15 protein-coding genes are annotated in these 19369 nt (G+C 41.6%); 14 read left to right on the top strand and 1 reads right to left on the bottom strand.

Annotated elements, in window-relative coordinates; genetic code table 11:
• Positions 1 to 11: 11 nt before the first annotated feature.
• Complete coding sequence (locus tag G610_RS22200; RefSeq protein WP_051197932.1) at positions 12 to 1256, bottom strand: helix-turn-helix domain-containing protein; 1245 nt, start codon at positions 1254 to 1256, stop codon at positions 12 to 14.
• A gap of 338 nt (positions 1257 to 1594) precedes the next feature.
• On the opposite strand from G610_RS22200, the gene G610_RS20565 reads away from it, so the two are divergent.
• From G610_RS20565 to G610_RS0110635, 14 genes are all read left to right on the top strand, one after another.
• Complete coding sequence (locus G610_RS20565) at positions 1595 to 3538, top strand: ABC transporter substrate-binding protein (protein WP_155831008.1); 1944 nt, start codon at positions 1595 to 1597, stop codon at positions 3536 to 3538.
• Positions 3539 to 3686: 148 nt separating this feature from the next.
• Complete coding sequence (locus tag G610_RS0110695; protein ID WP_026524788.1) at positions 3687 to 4691, top strand: ABC transporter permease; 1005 nt, start codon at positions 3687 to 3689, stop codon at positions 4689 to 4691.
• A 15-nt stretch (positions 4692 to 4706) separates the two neighbouring features.
• Positions 4707 to 5951 carry an ABC transporter permease gene (locus tag G610_RS0110690; RefSeq protein WP_026524787.1) on the top strand — a complete coding sequence of 415 codons (1245 nt, stop codon included), beginning with the start codon at positions 4707 to 4709 and terminating at the stop codon, positions 5949 to 5951.
• Between the two features lie 73 nt (positions 5952 to 6024).
• Positions 6025 to 7068, top strand: a complete 1044-nt coding sequence (locus G610_RS0110685; protein ID WP_026524786.1) for an ABC transporter ATP-binding protein — start codon at positions 6025 to 6027, stop codon at positions 7066 to 7068.
• Positions 7025 to 7876, top strand: coding sequence for an ABC transporter ATP-binding protein (locus tag G610_RS20560; RefSeq protein WP_051197931.1), 852 nt, complete (start codon positions 7025 to 7027; stop codon positions 7874 to 7876). Before G610_RS0110685 ends, G610_RS20560 begins: the two co-directional genes overlap by 44 nt.
• Positions 7877 to 7982: 106 nt before the next feature.
• Complete coding sequence (locus tag G610_RS0110675; RefSeq protein WP_026524785.1) at positions 7983 to 10604, top strand: beta-mannosidase; 2622 nt, start codon at positions 7983 to 7985, stop codon at positions 10602 to 10604.
• Between the two features lie 91 nt (positions 10605 to 10695).
• Complete coding sequence (locus G610_RS0110670; RefSeq protein ID WP_155831007.1) at positions 10696 to 12399, top strand: sensor histidine kinase; 1704 nt, start codon at positions 10696 to 10698, stop codon at positions 12397 to 12399.
• A gap of 8 nt (positions 12400 to 12407) precedes the next feature.
• Positions 12408 to 13163, top strand: coding sequence for a response regulator transcription factor (locus G610_RS0110665; protein ID WP_026524783.1), 756 nt, complete (start codon positions 12408 to 12410; stop codon positions 13161 to 13163).
• 137 nt (positions 13164 to 13300) lie between these two features.
• The gene (locus G610_RS0110660; RefSeq protein ID WP_026524782.1) at positions 13301 to 14767 is read left to right on the top strand and encodes an extracellular solute-binding protein; all 1467 of its coding nucleotides are present in this window, start codon (positions 13301 to 13303) and stop codon (positions 14765 to 14767) included.
• Between the two features lie 91 nt (positions 14768 to 14858).
• On the top strand, positions 14859 to 15746 hold the full coding sequence (locus tag G610_RS0110655) for a carbohydrate ABC transporter permease (protein ID WP_026524781.1): 888 nt from the start codon (positions 14859 to 14861) through the stop codon (positions 15744 to 15746).
• A 19-nt stretch (positions 15747 to 15765) separates the two neighbouring features.
• Positions 15766 to 16608 (top strand): carbohydrate ABC transporter permease, encoded by an 843-nt coding sequence (locus G610_RS0110650; RefSeq protein WP_051197930.1) that lies wholly within the window; start codon positions 15766 to 15768, stop codon positions 16606 to 16608.
• A gap of 14 nt (positions 16609 to 16622) precedes the next feature.
• Positions 16623 to 17882: an MGH1-like glycoside hydrolase domain-containing protein gene (locus tag G610_RS0110645; protein ID WP_026524779.1), complete on the top strand. Its 1260-nt coding sequence runs from the start codon at positions 16623 to 16625 to the stop codon at positions 17880 to 17882.
• A complete protein-coding gene (locus tag G610_RS0110640) occupies positions 17879 to 18556 on the top strand; it encodes an aspartate/glutamate racemase family protein (RefSeq protein ID WP_026524778.1) in 678 nt (225 codons plus the stop codon). The genes G610_RS0110645 and G610_RS0110640 overlap by 4 nt, the downstream gene beginning before the upstream one ends.
• Complete coding sequence (locus tag G610_RS0110635) at positions 18549 to 19361, top strand: 3-keto-5-aminohexanoate cleavage protein (RefSeq protein ID WP_026524777.1); 813 nt, start codon at positions 18549 to 18551, stop codon at positions 19359 to 19361. Before G610_RS0110640 ends, G610_RS0110635 begins: the two co-directional genes overlap by 8 nt.
• Positions 19362 to 19369: the final 8 nt, after the last annotated feature.

The raw sequence follows: 19369 nt of genomic DNA, 5'->3' as shown, positions 1-19369 counted from the left end.
GATCGGATATTTTATTTTTCTGCCTCGGATAATTTAAAGGCTTGCTCTCTGTATTCCTTGGGAGTAAAGCCTGTTTTTTTCTTGAAGACAAGATTGAAATAACTCTGTGAGCTGAAATTCAGGGAGTTACTTATCTCAAGGTAGGACATACTCGAACTTGTAAGCAGATGCTTGGCTTCGTTAACTCTGATATCCTGCATAAAGTCTGTAATAGATGAACCTGTTTCCTTGTTGAAAAGAGCGGACAGATATTTTGCGGATATATGAAGCTCCTTTGCCAGCTCCTCAAGAGATATCTTGTCGGGGAGCCTTTCTATGATACGCTGTATACATTTGTTGGTCATAGGTGAGTAGTTGCTGCTTGTATAATGATGGATATCGTGGGTGCCTTTTGCGAAATCTATGGCAGCCTTCTGCAAAATGTCTACCATTTTCTCATAGGTCTTTACATTTTTTAGCATATCGATATATTTCTGGAATCTTGAATGGCTTATCCTGCTGTCGTTGCCGCTTTCCGTGGAAGCCATTTTTGCAATTGTCAAAAGCTCTACACATCTTACCGCGCACTCTGTCGGAGAAGTTTTATTGGTAAAAAGGGTGCACATAGCATTCTCGTCTTTGAAAAAGCCATAGAGCTGATAGGTGCTTCCGTTGATTATGTAGAAACGGAACAGGTCTTCAAGCCTGCAGATTTCGTTGTACTCAGACAAATCATCTCTGTCATAGCTCTGCTCAGTGGGAATATTTACAATAACGTTATTTACAGGCTCCTCAGATGATCCTTCTGATACAGGGAATGATGGAGCTGTGGTCTCATAAACCTCTTCCATTATAGTCGTGATGGAAAGTTTAAAATCTTCTTCACTTATCACAGGTATGGAATGTGAGAGGACTCTCTTTTGCTCAGCGAACAAATTCTGATTAAAAGAAAGCTCTTTCCATATATTCTCAGTGGGTTTGATCTTGAGCACGGGACCAACAATAACAGTATTTGATTGGTGTTTTCCTACATCAAAAGAAAACAGGAAATACATTTCGTGTGGATTATCGAAGTTGAGATAATAGCCCTCGATGGAGTGAGCGAGTCTGAAGGAACGAACCTGTGACTGAACAGACTCCAAAATGTTCAGAATAGCAGACGTCGTAAAGTTGGTATAAATGATCTCATAGTTCTGACCAAATACCCAAACCGGAATCTTCTTATCTTTATAAAAATTATCTAAACGATATCTTAGAATTTGAATGTTTGTCTGCATATCTGACCCTCTTACGATTTTGATATATTAATCGTTTTCGAAAGCAAACTTAATCGATTTAGACACATCAAATTAATATTAACGACACAAAAAGTTTACAATAATTTGCAATTAATTGCAATTCGTTATTAAAAATTGCCATAGCAAAAATGCGGCTCTAGGGGTATTTAAACAAATGAAACCGATTTCAAAAGGTAAAATTATACAAAATGCACAAATGAGGATATTTTTTTATAGATGTGGAATTATTGATATAAAAGATTATTAACAAAATATTAAAATTCTATCAACTAAGGTGAGTCTATGACTCGGAAAAATTAAAAAAAGGGAGGTAAGTTATGAAGAAAAACTTACAGAAGGTTATGTCACTTCTGTGTGTATCCGCTCTTACAATGTCCATGATGGTTGGATGTGGCGGATCAACATCCGGTGACACAACTACAACTGAGGCTCCTGCAGCAACAGAGGAGGCTTCAACAGAGGCACCTGCTGAAGAGACAGCAGAAGAGACAACTGAAGAACCAACTGAGGAGACTACAGAAGAGGCAACTGAGGAAGAGGCTGCAGAAGAAGACACAGCTTCATCAGATGCTGATGCAACACCCAGAAACGAGACTCTGTATGAAGCAGGTCAGCAGTGGGGCACAATCAATGACTGGAACCCTATGTCTGCAAACTCTAACAACGGTCTTGCATTGTCTGCCAACGAGCAGGCTCGTGAACTTGTTTACGAGACACTGTTCATGTTCAACTCACTTGATGGTAAGCTTTATCCTCTGCTTGGTTCAGAGTACAGCTGGAATGATGACCAGACCGAGCTTACTGTTACACTTAACCCCGATGCTAAGTGGAGCGATGGAACTCAGTTCACAGCTGAGGACGTAGCTTACACATTCGATACACATGTTAAGTATCAGTCATCAACAGGTGCTGATTTCTCAACATATATCGATTCTATCGAAGCAGTTGATGACACTACAGTTGTTATCAAGGCTAAGACAGATGACAACTTCAACCCTCTTAAGGTTAGCTCTTTCCTTAACAGCGTATACATGATGCAGAAAGCTTATCTGCAGACTGTAGAAGAGAGAAACGGTGAAGATGCTGATGCTGTTAAGCAGGATACAATGGAAGATCTTGTACACACAGGCCCTTATGGTCCGTACCTTTCTAACGATCAGAAGGCAGTTATCATCAGAGACGACAACTACTGGGGACAGGCTGATTCAATGTGGGGCAAGCTTCCTGTTCCGAAGTACATCGCTCATACAATTTATAAGGACAACGCTGCTGGACAGGTTGCTCTTTCACAGGGCGAAGTTGACGTATGTCAGCAGTTCATCACAGACGTTCAGAACCTCTGGCTTGAAGATGGACTTCCGATTTCTACATGGCTTGACGATGCTCCTTATGGCGCTTGCGAAGCTATCCCTTCAATGTTCTTCAACACAGAGAGACCTGGTCTTGACAAGAAGGAAGTTCGTCGTGCTATAGCAATGGCAGTTGACTATGATCAGATCATCGCATCAGCTATGTCTGGTCAGTCACCTACTTTCGCTGAGTATCCCAGATCAGTTGTAGGTCCTACAGATGGTGAGAGAAAGTACGTTGACTTTGATGCTATCGCAGACCTTCAGTGGGATAACGCAGATGTTGACGGCGCTAACAAGCTCCTTGACGATGCTGGCATCGTTGATACAGATGGCGACGGAATCCGTGAAGTTGATGGAACAAACCTTTCCTTCAAGGCTGAGTGTCCTACAGGTTGGTCAGACTGGAACGCATCTATGGAGATCGTTGCAGCAGCTGGTCAGAATATCGGTATCGACATCCAAACATACTTCCCTGAAGCATCTTCTTACTACGACGATATGACAACATGTAACTTCGATATCTGCATGTGGTCAGCTCCCGGCGCAGGTATGATGAACCCTTATTCAAAGGGTATGTTCTACTTCTCAGAAGAGTATGCTAAGCTTCCTTCTAACTGGAGTGGTAACTTTGGTCACTACATGAACGACGACGCAGAGAAGATCCTTAAGGCTATCCCTACAGAGACAGACGAGTCTAAGCTTGTTGAGTACTACACAGAGCTTTCCAAGATTCTTCTTGATGAGTGCCCTGCAGTAGCTCTTATGTATCGTCCTTCACTGTTCTACGCTGTAAACGAGTCAGTATGGACCAACTATCCTGCAGCTGATGACGGAAGAAACATTCCTCCGACAGACTGCACAGACGGTTATGGTATTGCAGCACTTTACGACCTTGAGCTCGTTGAGTGATAAAAACTGAAAAAGTAATTAGTTAAATCAGGGCTGCCGTTAGGGCAAAAACTCTTACGGCAGCCCTTATTATCAGAAAATTCAGTCAAAAATCGGTAAAAATGGTAAAAAATAACCGGCGTATGATAGCAGAAGGGAGGTTTTTCAATTGAAAGGGTATAAAAAATACTACGGTCAGAAACTTTTCTGGTATTTTCTGACACTTATCTTTGCCGTAATCCTCAACTTTATTCTGCCGCGCCTGATGCCCGGAAATCCTGTTTCCGCTCTCGCATCAAAGGCAGTAAGTGGTATGACGGATTCCACGGCTATCCAGAAAGTTATTAATGATTACGCTACTAGATTCGGTATCAACGAACCTATGTACAAACAGTTTTTCATGTGGCTTGGAAATGCACTTAAGGGTGACTTCGGTGTATCCTTCAGCCAGTATCCGAGACCTGTTTCCGATATTATTGCAAAGGCAGTATGGTGGACAGTATGTCTGCAGCTTCCCGCAATTATCGTAGGATGGATCCTCGGAAATATTCTTGGTGCTATTGCCGCTTATATCAAGGGTGTCTTCGATAAGGCTATCCTTCCTTTATTCCTTTTCATCGGTAATGTTCCTGCATTCGGAATGGCAACAGTACTTCTTTTCCTGTTTGCGATTAAGTTAAGAATTGCACCTTCTTCAGGTGGTTATGGATATGATCTTATTCCTTCCGCAAGCTGGACATTTATAAAATCGATTATCGCGCACTACCAGCTGCCTTTCTGGTCAATCGTTCTTATTACAATCGGTGGTCAGGCAATCGGTATGCGTTCAATGTCTATATATGAATTAAATGCAGATTATGTTAAGTATTCAAGATTCCTTGGTATCAAGGACAGAAAGATCGTAGGTTATGTGTTCAGAAACGCAATGCTTCCTCAGATCACAGGTCTTGCTCTTTCACTTGGAACAATGATGGGTGGTGCTCTTGTTGCTGAGATGGTATTCTCCTATCCAGGACTTGGTATGACACTTCTTACAGCTGTAAACGGCCAGGATTATCCTCTGCTTTCAGCTTGTACACTTATTATTACAATCATGGTACTTGTAGCTAACCTTGCGGTCGAGCTCCTCTATGGTGTAATCGATCCTCGAGTTAAGGCTAATCAGATGGATTAAGAAAGGGGGATTTAAATGAAAAACACATTAAAGCAAGTTTTCCATTCAGGTAAATTCCTCTTTGGATTCTGCATATTTGTACTGATTATAGCAACATGTATTATTTATCCTATTTTTGTAACAGCTGATCCTTTGCAGATGATCGGTCAGGGTAACTTCTTTAAGCCCGGAACCTATGTATCAATAGAAGAGTCAACTCTTAGTAAGAGTTATACATTGCAGCTTCCCAAAGAGTTTTCCAAGCTTGAAGCTGTGCTTGATATCGATACAAGATCTGAAATCCAGCAGTTCCTCATCAAGCAGGCAGGCGTTGCTGAATCAGAAATCGATGTTACTGATGCAGAGTCTTTGGTAAATTTGTGGAAAGCTAATTACGATCCCGATACAAAGTATAAGGGACTTACAACAGCTAAGAGAAAAGCTCTTAAGAGACTTAACAACGAGATCAACGCAGCTCTTAAGGATTCAGGCGTTATCATCGCAGAAAAAGACGAAGAAGGCGGACTTTCTCAGAGTAAAGTCATTAAGGATACAGACTATGTAAATATCAATGATGTAACTAAAAAGACATTTATTCTCGGAACAGATAACTTTGGTCGTGACGTTTTGACAGAGCTTGTAGCTGCTACAAAATCTTCACTTAAGATCGGTCTTCTTGCAGGAACTATTGCAACAGCTATAGGACTTCTCCTTGGTCTTCTTGCAGGATATATGGGCGGCCTTGCAGATAACATCATTATCTTCATTACCAACCTGTTTACAGTTATTCCTTCATTCGTAATCCTTATTCTTATTTCCTACTCAGTAGGTGATAACGCAAGAGGTATTGCGATGGTAGGTATCATCATCGGTATAACATCATGGCCTTGGACCACACGTTCCGTTCGTTCACAGGTTATATCTCTTAGAAACAGAGATCACGTTAACTTAAGTAAGCTGTCAGGACACAGCATGTTCCGTATCATTTTCACGGACATTCTTCCTTACATCGCTTCTTATGTAGTAATGGCATTTATCCTCCAGATTTCTTCAGGAATCCTTGCAGAGGCACAGCTTTCTATGATCGGACTTGGACCTGCAACTACAAAAACCGCAACACTGGGACTTATGATGCAGTGGGCTATGACCTACTCAGCACACCTTAATGGTTCATGGTGGGCATACTTCCCGGTAGTAATCCTGATCGCACTTATTTCATTCTCACTGAACCTTATGAATACAGGTTTGGATCAGGTATTCAACCCGCAGCTTCGTGAATGATGTTAAGACGTAACTATGGAAATGTGATCGGCCGGATGGCTGACACTAAGAACAGTAAAGGAAAAGGTTAAGTATGGGAAAAGTAATGCTTGAGGTTAAAGACCTCAAAACAAAATATGTAACCAGATTCCATGAGGACGTGTATGCGGTTGATGGTGTTTCCCTGAAAGTAGAAGAAGGAAAATCACTGGGTATTGCCGGAGAATCCGGATGCGGTAAGTCAACACTCGCACTTTCCCTTATGGGTTACTATTTCGCACCGCTTCATTATATTAGCGGCGATATTATAGTAGATGGTCAGACAATTTCAAATATGAAGCCCGATGATGTACGCCGTAAAATCCTCGGTAACGAGATCGCATACATCCCTCAGGCAGCTATGAATGCTCTGAACCCTACACAGAAGATCATCCGTTTCATCGAGGACGTTATCCACGCTCATGGAATCAAGATGACAAAGAAAGAGATTTATGACATGGCAAGAGAGCGATTCGCTGAGCTTGGACTTCCGGAAGAGGTTCTTGAGAAGCACGCTGTTGAGCTTTCAGGTGGTATGAAACAGCGTACCGTAATCGCTATTTCTACTATCCTTTCACCTAAGGTACTTATTGCGGACGAGCCTTCATCAGCTCTTGACGTTACATCTCAGAAGATGGTTATCCGTATGATGAGACAGCTCATGGAAAAGGGTTACATCAAGTCCATGATCTTCATCACGCATGAGCTTCCGCTTCTGTATAACGTTACTGATGATATCGCAGTAATGTACGCAGGACAGTTCGTAGAAGTCGGAACTGCAAAAGAAATGGTATTTGATCCGGTTCATCCTTATGCAAAAGGACTTATGGGATCCATCATCGTTCCTGAGGAAGGAATGAAGGCACACGAGCTCACCGCTCTTCGCGGCACACCTCCGAACCTGAAGAACCCGCCTAAGGGATGCAGATTTGCACCCAGATGTCCTTATGCAGTACCCACATGTACAGCAATGGCACCGGATGAGAAGGAATTTGAGAACGGCAGATGTTATCGCTGCCTGATGTCAGTAAGAAAACTTAGGGAGGTATATGCAAATGGCAACGAATCAAAACCAGAGCCCGAAACAGAATTCGACTGAATCCAAGCCTTGCCTCTCAGGTAGAGGACTTACCAAGGTTTTCGGCGTTGGTAAGGTACAGACTGTGGCAGTTGATCATGTTGACTTTGATTTCAACGAAGGTGAGATCATTTCAATAGTTGGTGAGTCAGGAAGTGGTAAGACAACTCTTTCCAAGATGCTTCTCGGACTTATCAGCACAACAGAAGGAACAATTGAGTATCAGGGCAAGCCCCGTGATATCAGCACAAATGCGAAGAAAAAAGAGTATTGGAAGAACATTCAGCCAATATTCCAGGATCCTTTCTCTTCATATAATATCTTCTACAAGATAGATGCAGTTCTTGATGACTGTCTCAACATGAGAGGCTTCAAGAATCTTCCTGAAGAGCAGAAGGTTCAGATGAAGACAGAGGCCTGCAGCTTCGTTAACCTGAAGTATGCAGAGCTTACCAATAAGTATCCTTTCGAGCTGTCAGGTGGTCAGATGCAGCGTCTTATGATCGCTCGTATCTTCCTTCTTAAGCCGAAGATCCTTATGGCTGACGAGCCTACATCAATGATCGATGCGTGCTCAAGAGCAACAATCCTCGATATGCTTCTTAAGCTCCGCGACGAGATCAACATGACAATCATCTTCATCACACACGATATCGGACTTGCTTATTACATTTCCGATAAGGTTTACATCATGGAGCATGGTAAGTTTGTTGAGTCAGGTTCAGCTGAGGATGTTATCATCAATCCTCAGGCTGCATATACAAAGAGACTTATCAGCGACGTTCCCAAGATCTATGAAAAATGGGATCTTGATACTGTTGCTAATTAAACGCTTCTATGTGAAAATTAATGCCGGGTGGATGCTTAATGCTTCTACCCGGCTTTTGTAAAGAGCGAAAATTATCTATGATTGGAATTTCTAGTGAGGTACTGACATGAACAAAATGGAACTTAACAAAAACTGGAAAATGCACAAAGTGGGCGATGGCGACATGATAAATGCCGTAGTGCCCGGAACTGTTTACACTGACCTTCTAAGAGAAGGTAAAATGGATGATCCTTTTTTCAAGGATAACGAAGACAAAGCGTTAAAGCTCATGGATGAAGACTATGAGTATATCTGTAATTTCGCAAAGCCTGCGGATGCAGATTCATCTGATGTTGTAATGCTCCACTGCGACGGTCTTGATACCATTGCGGACTTATATTTGAACGGAACGCTTCTTGGTAATGTCAATAACATGCACAGAACCTGGGAGTTTGACATAAAAGATATTCTTAAGGATGAAAATGAGCTTAAGGTTTATTTCCATTCTCCCACAAAATTCATTGCAGAGGCCTATGAGAAGGCTCCTACAAAGGGTACAGATGATGCAATGCCCGGCTTTGTTCATATCAGAAAAGCGCACTGCATGTTTGGATGGGACTGGGGCGCACACCTTCCCGATGCCGGAATATTCAGACCAATCTCTGTCATTTGCTTTAACAAGGCGAGATTTGAATCTGTTTTGATCAGTCAGAATCATGACAATGTGAAGATTGATGATGCAGGCAATGAAAGCGGAAGCGTTGTTTTGGAGCTAAAGCCGTCCATAAGAGATCTGTCTGTAGATAAAAATGATCTGAAATTTGACGTTGAAATCACATCTCCTGATGGTGAAGTGATAAACTGCGAAAATATCTCTTCTGAGCATATGGAGATAAGCGATGCTATATTCAACTATGCAAAGAGCGGTGCCCAGACACCTACAAATGCAGTAGATAGTCTTTGGGAGGATGTTAAGGGTACAGAAGTTAAGATTGATAATCCTAAGCTTTGGTGGCCCAATGGCCACGGCAGGCAGCCTCTTTATACAGTTAAGGTAACCCTCAAAGATGATGCAGGAAATACGCTTGATGTATGGGAGAGAAAAATCGGTCTTAGAACCTGCACGGTAAGCACTCAGAAAGATAAATGGGGCAATGAATTCTGCTTTGTTGTAAATGGCGTAAAGGTCTTTGCAATGGGTGCAGACTATATCCCTGAGGATCATCTTCTTGGAAGAGTTACCCCTGAAGTTACAAGAAAGCTCCTTGAAAAAGCGGTATTTGCTAACCACAACTCCATAAGAGTATGGGGCGGCGGATACTATCCCGATGACTGGTTCTTTGATATTTGTGACGAGCTTGGACTTCTTGTTTGGGAAGACTTCATGTTTGCCTGCGGTGTATATGATCTTACTCCTGAATTTGAGGCAAACATCAAGGCAGAGTTCAAGGATAACCTCTTAAGACTTCGCCACCACGCATCCCTTGGACTTATGTGCGGTAATAACGAGATGGAGATGTTCGTTGATTATGGCGTATGGGTTACAAAGAAGACAGAGAAGCGCGATTATACAATAATGTTCGAATATATCATCCCTAATATGATGAAGGAGTATGCTCCTGATGTTTACTACTGGCCTGCTTCACCTTCTTCAGGCGGATGTTTTGATGAACCCAATGATGAGAACAGAGGAGATGTTCACTATTGGGAAGTATGGCATGGTAACCAGCCCTTCTCAGCATACAGACAGTTCTATTTCAGATTCCTCTCAGAGTTTGGATTCCAGTCCTTCCCTGCAGAGAAAACTGTTGAGAGCTTTACTGATGATCCTGAAGATAAGAATGTTTTCTCCTATATTATGGAGAAGCACCAGAGAAACGGCGCTGCAAACGGTAAGATAATGAACTACATGCAGCAGACCTACCGCTATCCCAGTGATTTTGCGACCGTTATCTACGCATCTCAGATGCTTCAGGCAGATGCCATAAGATATGGTGTTGAGCACTTTAGAAGAAACCGCGGACGCTGCATGGGCGCTGTAGTATGGCAGCTAAATGACTGCTGGCCCGTTGCTTCCTGGGCAAGTATCGACTACTGCGGAAGACTTAAGGCTCTCCACTATGCAGAGAAGAGATTCTTTGCACCTATCCTTGTTTCCTGTCAGGAAGAGGGCGAGATGACCAATCCTCAGCAGCTTAACTGGCTTCCCAGAGATATTAAGCAGGAGGCGGTATTCAGCGTTGCCAACGAGACAAGACAGGATATAGATGCAAAGGTTCGCTGGGCTTTAAGAGATGCTTCAGGCAAAATCCTTAAAGAAGGCGTGGCTGAATTTGATTCTGAGAGAGAAGAGAATGCCGGCAGTACAGGAAGTAACGGTACTATTCATGTACCTGCTCTTTCAAGCGCATGGACAAAGAAAGTGGATTTTGCAGATGCTGACAGGTTCAGTCAGTATGTAAGCTACGAAGTAGAGGTTGATGGCAAGGTTGTTTCATCAGGAACCGTTATCTTCACAATGCCCAAGTATTTTAAGTATCAGAATCCTAACCTTTCTGCTACAGTTCATGACGGTAAGATAACCGTTAAAGCAGATAGCTATGCAAGAGGTGTTGAGATTCTTAACGACAATGAAGACCTTATTCTTTCAGATAACTACTTTGATATGAATGCAGGCGAAGTGACAGTTGATATTATTTCAGGTGATGCTTCGAATTTAAGACTTAAGAGCGTATACGACATTAGATGATCATAAGGGTAAATAGGTGAGTTTCATATTAAAGAAAATTGGATTTTTCAGACTTTCCATTCAGCGCCAAATTTTTTTGGCGCTTGTTTGGTTGTCGCTATTAACAGCTCTCATACTTGGAATAGTAGTCTATAGCGTATCCAGAAAGACAATAGAAGATCAATATTACAAGGCCTATGAGAACTCATTGGGAGTTGCCAGTGAAGTAATAAAACTAAGCCTTAGATCTGATGTAGAGCAGGCAAGATCTCTTCTTACAGAAAATGCTTTTATTGTGAGCCTGAAGGAGGGAAATGAAGAAACCAGAACTTTTTCCGCATCAAGGAACAAAATAATCCAGGAATTTTTACAGGACATTATTTCTTCGAATAATGAAATCAGAGACATACTTGTAGTAAATGCCTATGGAAATATTTCCTTTGTCTCGCAGAATGATGATAATCTGAGAAAAGTTCAAAAATATTATTACGAAGAAGAAATCCTGTCAGAATCATTTATCGAAGATGCCTCAGAGGCAAAGGGAAAAGAGGTTTTTTACCCCGGCAATGTGATATTTGATGATGAGAATGAGACCTTTTCACTGGTTAAGGAAATAATAGATCCTGTTAATTACAAGCATATCGGATTTCTTATCATGAATATAAGAAAAGAAAATGCTCTTTCAGGTGCTTTTGGCAGAATGGATGAAGCTTATGGAACCGACTATGAGATGATTGTGGCAAAAGACAGGCAAAATGAGAACTCCTATGAGCTTGTTTATGCGACAGCAGATATTTCCAAAGAGCAGTTTATGGAGGTAACTGCTGCTTATTATTCTGAAGCGGAAAATCCCGATTATCTTTTTGAGGGCAGGCATAATAACCTAAGTGACTGGGACATAATAAATGTTATAAGTAAAGCGGAGCTTGGTAACCACAGTAAATATATTGCCATGGTTGATATCGTGATAGGCGCTATTCTGATTGCGATAGCGTTACCTATTTCATATATGATATCCGGATATATTACAAGACCGTTATACCTTTTGGAGGAAAATATACAGAGCCTTGGAGAGGGAAATTACCATGTCGATACTGAATTTGATGACTCTGAGCCGGGACGCATAGGACAGAAATTCAAGGATGTTGTAAATAATAATCTTGAGCTTGAGAAAAAACTTATTCAGACGGAACTAAAGGAAAGAGAAGCTGAGCTTTTGTTGATGCAGACTCAGATAAATCCTCATTATCTGTATAACACTCTTGATACCCTCTACATGATGGCAATCATTAAAAATGAGGATGAAATAGCGGAATTTGTCCAGGCTCTTTCAGAGAATTTCAGGCTGACCTTAAACAAGGGCAACAAGTTAATAATGGTTGAAGATGAAGTCAGAAGAATACAGGCCTATATGAAAATCCAAAGCTATCGTTTCAGAGGCAAGTACAGCCTTGAAATAAACATGGGAGCAGACATACTGCGAGAGCGGATTCTTACATTTATATTGCAGCCCCTGGTAGAAAACGCAGTTTTCCATGGCCTTGAGACCCAGGCTGATAAAGGTACAGTTACCGTTTCAGGAGAACTTGGAAGTGATGACATGACTTTTATTGTAGAAGATGACGGCGTAGGAATAGAGGATATGACTGTGCTTGAAAGTGGTTACGGCGTCAGAAATATCAGAGAGAGAATAAAGCTTTTTTACGGTGAAGAGTATATGCCGGTGTTTGAAAATACCGGACATGGAACAAGAGTTACCATCACGGTTCCGCGTATTACAACGGCCAAGATGATGGAAGAAAACTTTGGCAAGTAGGTGAATGCATGAAAAGACTGGTCATAATAGATGATGAGATCCTGGTAATAGAAGGCATAAAAGCAATTCTGAAAAGAATTGATGCAGAGGCTGAGGTTGTAGGATCTGCCCATGATGGAATGCAGGCTCTTAGAGTAATAAGAAATCTCATGCCCGATATAGTGATCACGGACATCAGAATCCCTTACATGGATGGGCTGTCTCTTATAGAGCAGTGCAGGGAATTTTGCCCTGAGACAGCCTTTATAGTTATCAGTGGATATCAGGAATTTGAATATGCCAGGAAAGCTATTCGTCTTGGCGTAATTGACTATATAACAAAACCTGTAACCATAGATAAACTTTCCGATACATTAAAGCGGGTTGAAGAAAGGCTTCTAAAGGGAACAGAAAATGATACAGATGAGGAAGATGTAAAAAAGCCTGACAGTGGACATAAGGCCATTGACGAGATTATTGCCTACGTTGATAAAAACTACAATAAGGATATCGGACTTACGGAGTTATCCGAGCTTGTAGGGATGAACCCTGCATACCTCAGTGTCCTTTTTAAGGATACAGTTGGAAAAACCTATATTAAGTATCTGACAGGGATAAGGATGGAAAAGGCCTGCGAGCTTCTTAAGGAAGATAATAAGGTGTCCGTTGTAGCTTCCATGGTAGGCGTCAGTGATGTTCATTACTTCAGTGAGATTTTTAAAAAATATACAGGAAAATCTCCTAGAGAGTATAAGGAATATGTTAATAAAAACCAAAATAATTAAAAGAATCTAAAAAAAACCAACATAATATATAAAAATTCACCTATTTCCGTAAATGAATATGCTATATCCTACTAAATGTAACCGGTTCGTAGCAATACGAATCCAAAACTATAATAATTTTCTTTACGGAGGGATTTATGAAAAAGAAGGTTTTGGCAATTCTAATGAGTTCGACAATGATTCTCGGAACACTTGCAGGTTGTGGTGGCGGCGCTGAAAGTACTGAGGCACCTGCAGAAACAGCTACAGAAGAAGCTTCTGAAGAAACTACTGAAGTTGCAGCTGCTGAGACTTCTGAAGAAACTACTGAAGAAGCAGCAGAAGAGACACAGGAGACCGAAGCAGCTGAGGAGACAGCAGCTACAGGTGATTTTTCCGGAGAGGATCCGCAGCTTGAGAAAGATTTCCATATTCTTTCAATCTGGGCTGAGGATAATGATAACGGCGTACTTATCAACAATATCTGTAAAGCATATCAGGAAGTTAATCCCAATTTCACATATGAATATGAACTTGTATCATCAGATGACCTTAGACAGAAGGTAGCAACACTTGTTGCGTCAAATGACCTTCCGGATATGTTTGTCTATGAATCAGGAAAGCCGATCGTAGATCTTATTGAGGCTGATCAGATTGTAGATATCGGAGCAATGCTTGAAGAAATAGGATCAACAGATTTTGTTACTCCGTCAGCTACATCTCTTCTTGAGACACTGTCAGGAACAGACACAATCTACGACCTTCCTTTAGGACTTAATGTAGAAGGCTTCTGGTACAACAAAGCTCTGTTCGAGCAGGCTGGCATCACTGAGGCACCTGCAACATGGGATGAGTTTGAAGAAGATCTGGCAAAGCTTAAGGATGCAGGCATACAGCCCCTTTCCTGCGGCGCTGCTGATAAGTGGGGAGCTACACGTCTTATAAACGCATATACAGTAAGAAGTCTTGGAGCTGATGCTCTTAAGAATGCAGCAGAAGGCAAGACATCCTATACAGATGAAGGATACGTTGCAGCAGCTGCTAAGGTTCAGGAGTGGGCAGACAAGGGCTACTTCGGAGAAGGCGTAAACACAGTAGATATGAATACTGCAGGTTCAATGCTTATGACCGGCAAATCAGCAATTTTCTATAACGGCTCATGGTTTGCATCAAACCTTAATGATGAATCTGCAAATGCAGCAGGCGAGGATGGCATTGGATTCTTCAATATTCCTGTTGTTGATGAGTCAGTATCCGCAATCGATTCCTACTCAATGAACTGTGGTAATATCCTCTGCCTCAGCAAAGCTAAGGAAGACGAAGCAACAAAGTGGTTTGTTAAGTATTTTGTAGAGCATATCGGTGACGAAGCAATGACAACACAGGGCTCTATCAAGGGATACACATACAGCACACAGGCTTCTGATATGACGGCTTATACAAAGCTTGTACTGGATGAGATCGGCAAGGCTCAGAGTGCATTTACATGGTATGAAGCTACTATGAATTCTGAGATTTCAGATGCAGCTCAGAGCAATGTTCAGATGCTTCTCTCCGGCGAGATGACTCCTGAAGATTATATGCAGTCAATTCAGGATGCAGCAGATATGTCAGCTCTGGAGTAAGCTGATCAATAAGTTTTACGAAGCAAATCTATACGAGCGGGCGGTGTCTGTTTATCGCCCGCTCGATTTATGAAAAGGAAAAGGCCTGGTTATGAAAAAAGTACTCGGTAATAAGGGAGCTATAGGTTTATTTGTTATACCGGCACTTATACTTTACTCAATTATTGTGATTCTGCCGGTTTTGTGGTCATTTTATTATTCTTTCTTTTCCGGATCCCCCGGACTTAAATGGGAGTTTTCCGGAACCAAAAACTATATTCAAATACTATCCGACAAGAACTTTCGCAATTCGCTGATTGTGAATTTAAAATATATAGGAATTGTAATGATCGGGCAGGTAGGAGGCGGACTTCTTATGGCTTTAATGTTCCGTTTCTGGCTGAGGAGATTCAAAAACATAGTGAGAACCATAGTGTTCTTTCCGGTTGTCCTTCCTACTGTTGCTGTTGGTCAGCTTTTTGCCAAGATATATGAAATACAGCCAAGCTACGGACTTCTCAATTCAATTTTGAATGCCGTAGGACTTTCAGCACTGGTACAGCCCTGGATAGGACAGGCATCTACAGCACTTGGAGCACTGGAAGTGATGGATATTTGGACGGGCATAGGCTTTCATTCGATCATTCTCTACGGTGCCCTTCTTGATATACCTGATGATGTAATAGAAGCAGGCAGAATAGATGGCTGCAATGGCTTTAATCTTTTCAGACATATACTGGCGCCGCTTTTAAGACCAATGATTATAACCTGTATGGTATTTAGCTTCTCAGGAACAGTTAAGCTCTTTGAGTCAGCACTTGCCCTTACAAATGGTGGACCCGGTAATGCTACCAGATCACTTTCGATGTATATGTACTCTGTGGCATTTACCTACAATAAGGTGGGATATGGTTCCGTTATAGCTATTTTCATTTTCCTTCTTTGTATCACCGGATCCAAAATCATTAACTTGTTTGATAAAAAAGAAAGCTATTATTAAAGTTTATGGGGTGTGAGCAATGACAGATAAAACAAAACAAATCATAAGCAATGTGCTGATAAAGCTTGTGATAATTATCATATGCCTGGTTGATATTTATCCTATATTCTGGATGATCACCGCATCGCTTAAAGAGCAGTACGAATGGTCTGCATTTCCTGCATTTGCACTGCCGCATGGATTATATTTTCAAAACTATATAGATGCCTGGACAAGAGGACACATGTCAACATTCTTTAGAAACTCTCTTGTGTACACGCTGCTATCTCTTATCTTTATTGTTTTCTTTTCAGTAACTGTTGGATTTGCTGTTACCAAGATGCAGTGGAGATATAAAAAGCTGGTTGCTGATTATTTTCAGCTGGGAATAATGGTGCCTGTTGCTACAGCGCTTATCCCGCTCTTCCAGATTTACAACAGAGCAGGACTGTATAACAAGGCAGGCTCACTGGTTATATCCTATGTGGCCTTTGGACTTTCCCTGTCTATTTATCTGGTAACAGGATATTTAAGGTCCTTTCCTGATGAGATCATGGAAGCTGCAGTAATTGATGGCTGCGGAATCTATAAACTTATGTACTATGTCGTTTTGCCGCTTATGAAAAATGCCGTTGTCACAGTATTGGTACTTCAGTTCTTCTTTAAGTGGAATGACCTCTTGTTTTCAATGACATTTGTATCAAGCACCAATCTGAAAACAGTGCAGACAGGTCTTATGTATTTCTCAGATGAGTTTGGCTCAAAGAACTGGGGCGCGATATTTGCTTCTGTATCTATGAGTATTCTGCCCATGCTGATTCTGTATACGGTACTTAACAAGACCATAATTGAAGGTATGACGGCAGGAGCGGTGAAAGGATAAGGACAGAAACGCAGATGGAGAAATCGAAACTCCTTTTGGAGTATTTGGAAAACAATATAGATTCAGTAATGAAAGAACCGGTTGGGTTCATACGATTTCCCTTCACTGATCCCGGATCTGTATATGACGGAAACGTTTGGGACTGGGATACATATTGGTGTACCTATTCACTTTTGCCTTTAAGAAAAATTCTCAGAGGCGGAGATTTATCGGAGAAAATAATAAGGCATGTAAAGGGAAATGTCCTAAACTTTTTTGACTGGCAGTTGGAAGATGGTTACATTCCGATGATGATAGAAAATGGAGAATGGGATGAACCTTATCTGAACATTCAACATAAAAACGGCTATCTTATGAACATGCATAAGCCGTTTTTATGCCAGCAGATCAGTCTGATAAGCCGGGAAATCGGAGATTACGGATGGATACTCGATAAGCTTTCTTCCATCGATAAATACTTCGAATGCTATTACAAGAATTATTATAACGACAAAGTAGGTCTTTTCGTGTGGCGTGATGATATCATGATCGGCATGGATAATGACCCTGCTTCTTTTGGAAGACCAAAGTCATCTACAGCCAATATTTTTTTGAACAGCTTCATGGTAATGGAACTTGATTGCGCAGCAGAAATATTTAAGACCGCAGGGTATACCGCAAAGGAAGAGCTTTATCTGGAGAGAAAAGCCGGGCTTGAAAAGGCCATTCATGAAGAATGCTTCGATAAAAGAGATGGTTTTTTCTATTCAGTCGATGTGGATGTCTGCACAAGACAATATGACTGGTTTCATAAGGGACTTGGAGTGTTTTGGAAAAGTCTTCCCATAAGAATAGCAGTCTGGTCCGGTTTTTTGCCGATGCTTTCAAAAACTGCCACAAAGGAAGAAGCTTTGGAACTAAGGCGTCACTATCATGACGAGCAGGCCTTTACCAGTGACTATGGAATATGCACTCTTGGTAAAAATGAAAAGATGTTCAATCTTGAGGCGACAAATAATCCTTCAAACTGGCTTGGGCCCATATGGCTTGTGGCGAATTATTGCATCTTTAAAGGCATGCTGAATTATGGATTCTATGAAGAAGCGCAGGATATGTGCGAAAAGAGCATGAACCTTCTTTATGAGGATCTGAAAGAAAACGGATGCATGCATGAATACTATGATCCGTTTACCGGAAAGCCTGTTATGAACGGCGGTTTCATTAACTGGAATATTCTGGCGCTAAATATGGTGTCGGAGCTGCAAAACGCAAAAAAGGAAAGGGAGATGTTATGAAAATCGGAGTTGTTTATACAAGTACTACACCTGAACTGATTGAAGATGTAAACCGTGAAATAAAAAGTGTCCTTGGTGATGATATTGAAATATATACACAGGAGGATGGAAGCATACTGGCCGATGTAAGGCAGGCAGGATTTGTTACGACGGCTCCTGCTGCAAGACTTATCAAGATGTTCATGAATGCTGCAGAGCAGGGATGTGATGCGGTATTAAATGTATGCTCATCTGTTGGAGAAGTGGCTGATAGTGTTCAGATTACAGCAAAATACCTGGGAGTGCCTATTGTCAGAATTGATGAAGATATGTGCCTTGATGCAGTAAAGAAAGGCAAACGTATAGGTGTTATGGCAACACTTAAAACCACCCTTGATCCCACCTGCAATACAGTAAGGAGAATGGCAAGAGAATGCGGAAAAGAGGTTTCCATAACTGAGTGCCTGGTGGACAATGCTTTTGGCCTTGATAAGGAGCAGTTCAGAAAGAGAATGAGCGCATCTGCAGCGACTATTGCAGGGGACGTGGATGTGATAGTCCTGGCCCAGGGAAGCATGGCATATTGTGAAAAGTTCCTTGCAGACAAATTTGGAGTAACTGTCCTTTCAAGCCCTGCATATGGAGTCAGAGCACTGAAAAATGCCCTTATCAGAAAAGGAGTTATAAATGAGTAAAGTCATCTTGTCCGTTGCACCTGTAAGCGCAGCGCCTCATGAAATAATACCGGAAGAAATCGCGAAGGATGTTTATGAGTGTTATCAAAACGGTGCATCAATGGTGCATCTGCATGTAAGGGATAAAAATGGTGCACTGACATCTGATCTTTCACTTCTTGAGGAGACTGTTTCAAAGATCAGAGAAATGTGTGACATCATAGTTGAGATATCTACAGGCGGAGTATCAGATCTTACAATCAAAGAGAGATGCGCACCTTGCTATGCTGATTTTACTGAGGCTGTAAGCCTTAATGTGGGCTCTGTGAATCTTGGGAAAGCCGTTTATCAAAATCCTATAGAGGATGTCAGATATTGTGTTAAAGAGCTGACAGCTAATAAGAAGTTTCCTGAAACAGAGCTTTTTGAACTTGGTATGGTAAATACTCTTGCCGGTCTTGTAGAGGAGTTTGATTTTCCAAGACCTCTTTTACTGGCTCTTGTGTTTGGTCATGAGGGAGAGCTTCCTGCAACTAAAAGTGCTCTTGATCACATGTCGGGTTATGTGAGGGAAATTTTTCCTTATGGTGATGAACTTATATGGGGATATACCCAGGCAGGCAGAAGAGACTGGGAGATGATGAGATATGCTCTTATGAAGGGGGCAGGATCTTTAAGGATTGGTTTCGAGGACTCGGCTTATCTTGATGTTGATAGAATAGTAGAGACCAATGCACCTATTGTAAAACGGGCAGCTGATCTTGTAAGAGAGTGTAACAGAGAGGTTGCAAGCGTAAAAGAGGCAAGACAAATGCTGGGGCTTTGACTTTCCTT

Origin of the sequence: Butyrivibrio sp. MB2005 (assembly GCF_000424285.1) — a bacterium.
In the GTDB taxonomy this organism is placed as follows: domain Bacteria; phylum Bacillota; class Clostridia; order Lachnospirales; family Lachnospiraceae; genus Butyrivibrio.
Note: the sequence above shows the minus strand (reverse complement) of the source record. Positions and strands in the feature narration are given on the sequence as shown.

Coding starts and splice junctions, on each gene's coding strand:
- G610_RS0110665 (WP_026524783.1), top strand. CDS start 12,408: ATGAAAAGACTGGTCATAATAGATGATGAGATCCTGGTAATAGAAGGC.
- G610_RS0110640 (WP_026524778.1), top strand. CDS start 17,879: ATGAAAATCGGAGTTGTTTATACAAGTACTACACCTGAACTGATTGAA.
- G610_RS0110685 (WP_026524786.1), top strand. CDS start 6,025: ATGGGAAAAGTAATGCTTGAGGTTAAAGACCTCAAAACAAAATATGTA.
- G610_RS0110635 (WP_026524777.1), top strand. CDS start 18,549: ATGAGTAAAGTCATCTTGTCCGTTGCACCTGTAAGCGCAGCGCCTCAT.
- G610_RS20565 (WP_155831008.1), top strand. CDS start 1,595: ATGAAGAAAAACTTACAGAAGGTTATGTCACTTCTGTGTGTATCCGCT.
- G610_RS0110645 (WP_026524779.1), top strand. CDS start 16,623: ATGGAGAAATCGAAACTCCTTTTGGAGTATTTGGAAAACAATATAGAT.
- G610_RS0110655 (WP_026524781.1), top strand. CDS start 14,859: ATGAAAAAAGTACTCGGTAATAAGGGAGCTATAGGTTTATTTGTTATA.
- G610_RS22200 (WP_051197932.1), bottom strand. CDS start 1,256: ATGCAGACAAACATTCAAATTCTAAGATATCGTTTAGATAATTTTTAT.
- G610_RS0110650 (WP_051197930.1), top strand. CDS start 15,766: ATGACAGATAAAACAAAACAAATCATAAGCAATGTGCTGATAAAGCTT.
- G610_RS0110660 (WP_026524782.1), top strand. CDS start 13,301: ATGAAAAAGAAGGTTTTGGCAATTCTAATGAGTTCGACAATGATTCTC.
- G610_RS20560 (WP_051197931.1), top strand. CDS start 7,025: ATGGCAACGAATCAAAACCAGAGCCCGAAACAGAATTCGACTGAATCC.
- G610_RS0110690 (WP_026524787.1), top strand. CDS start 4,707: ATGAAAAACACATTAAAGCAAGTTTTCCATTCAGGTAAATTCCTCTTT.
- G610_RS0110675 (WP_026524785.1), top strand. CDS start 7,983: ATGAACAAAATGGAACTTAACAAAAACTGGAAAATGCACAAAGTGGGC.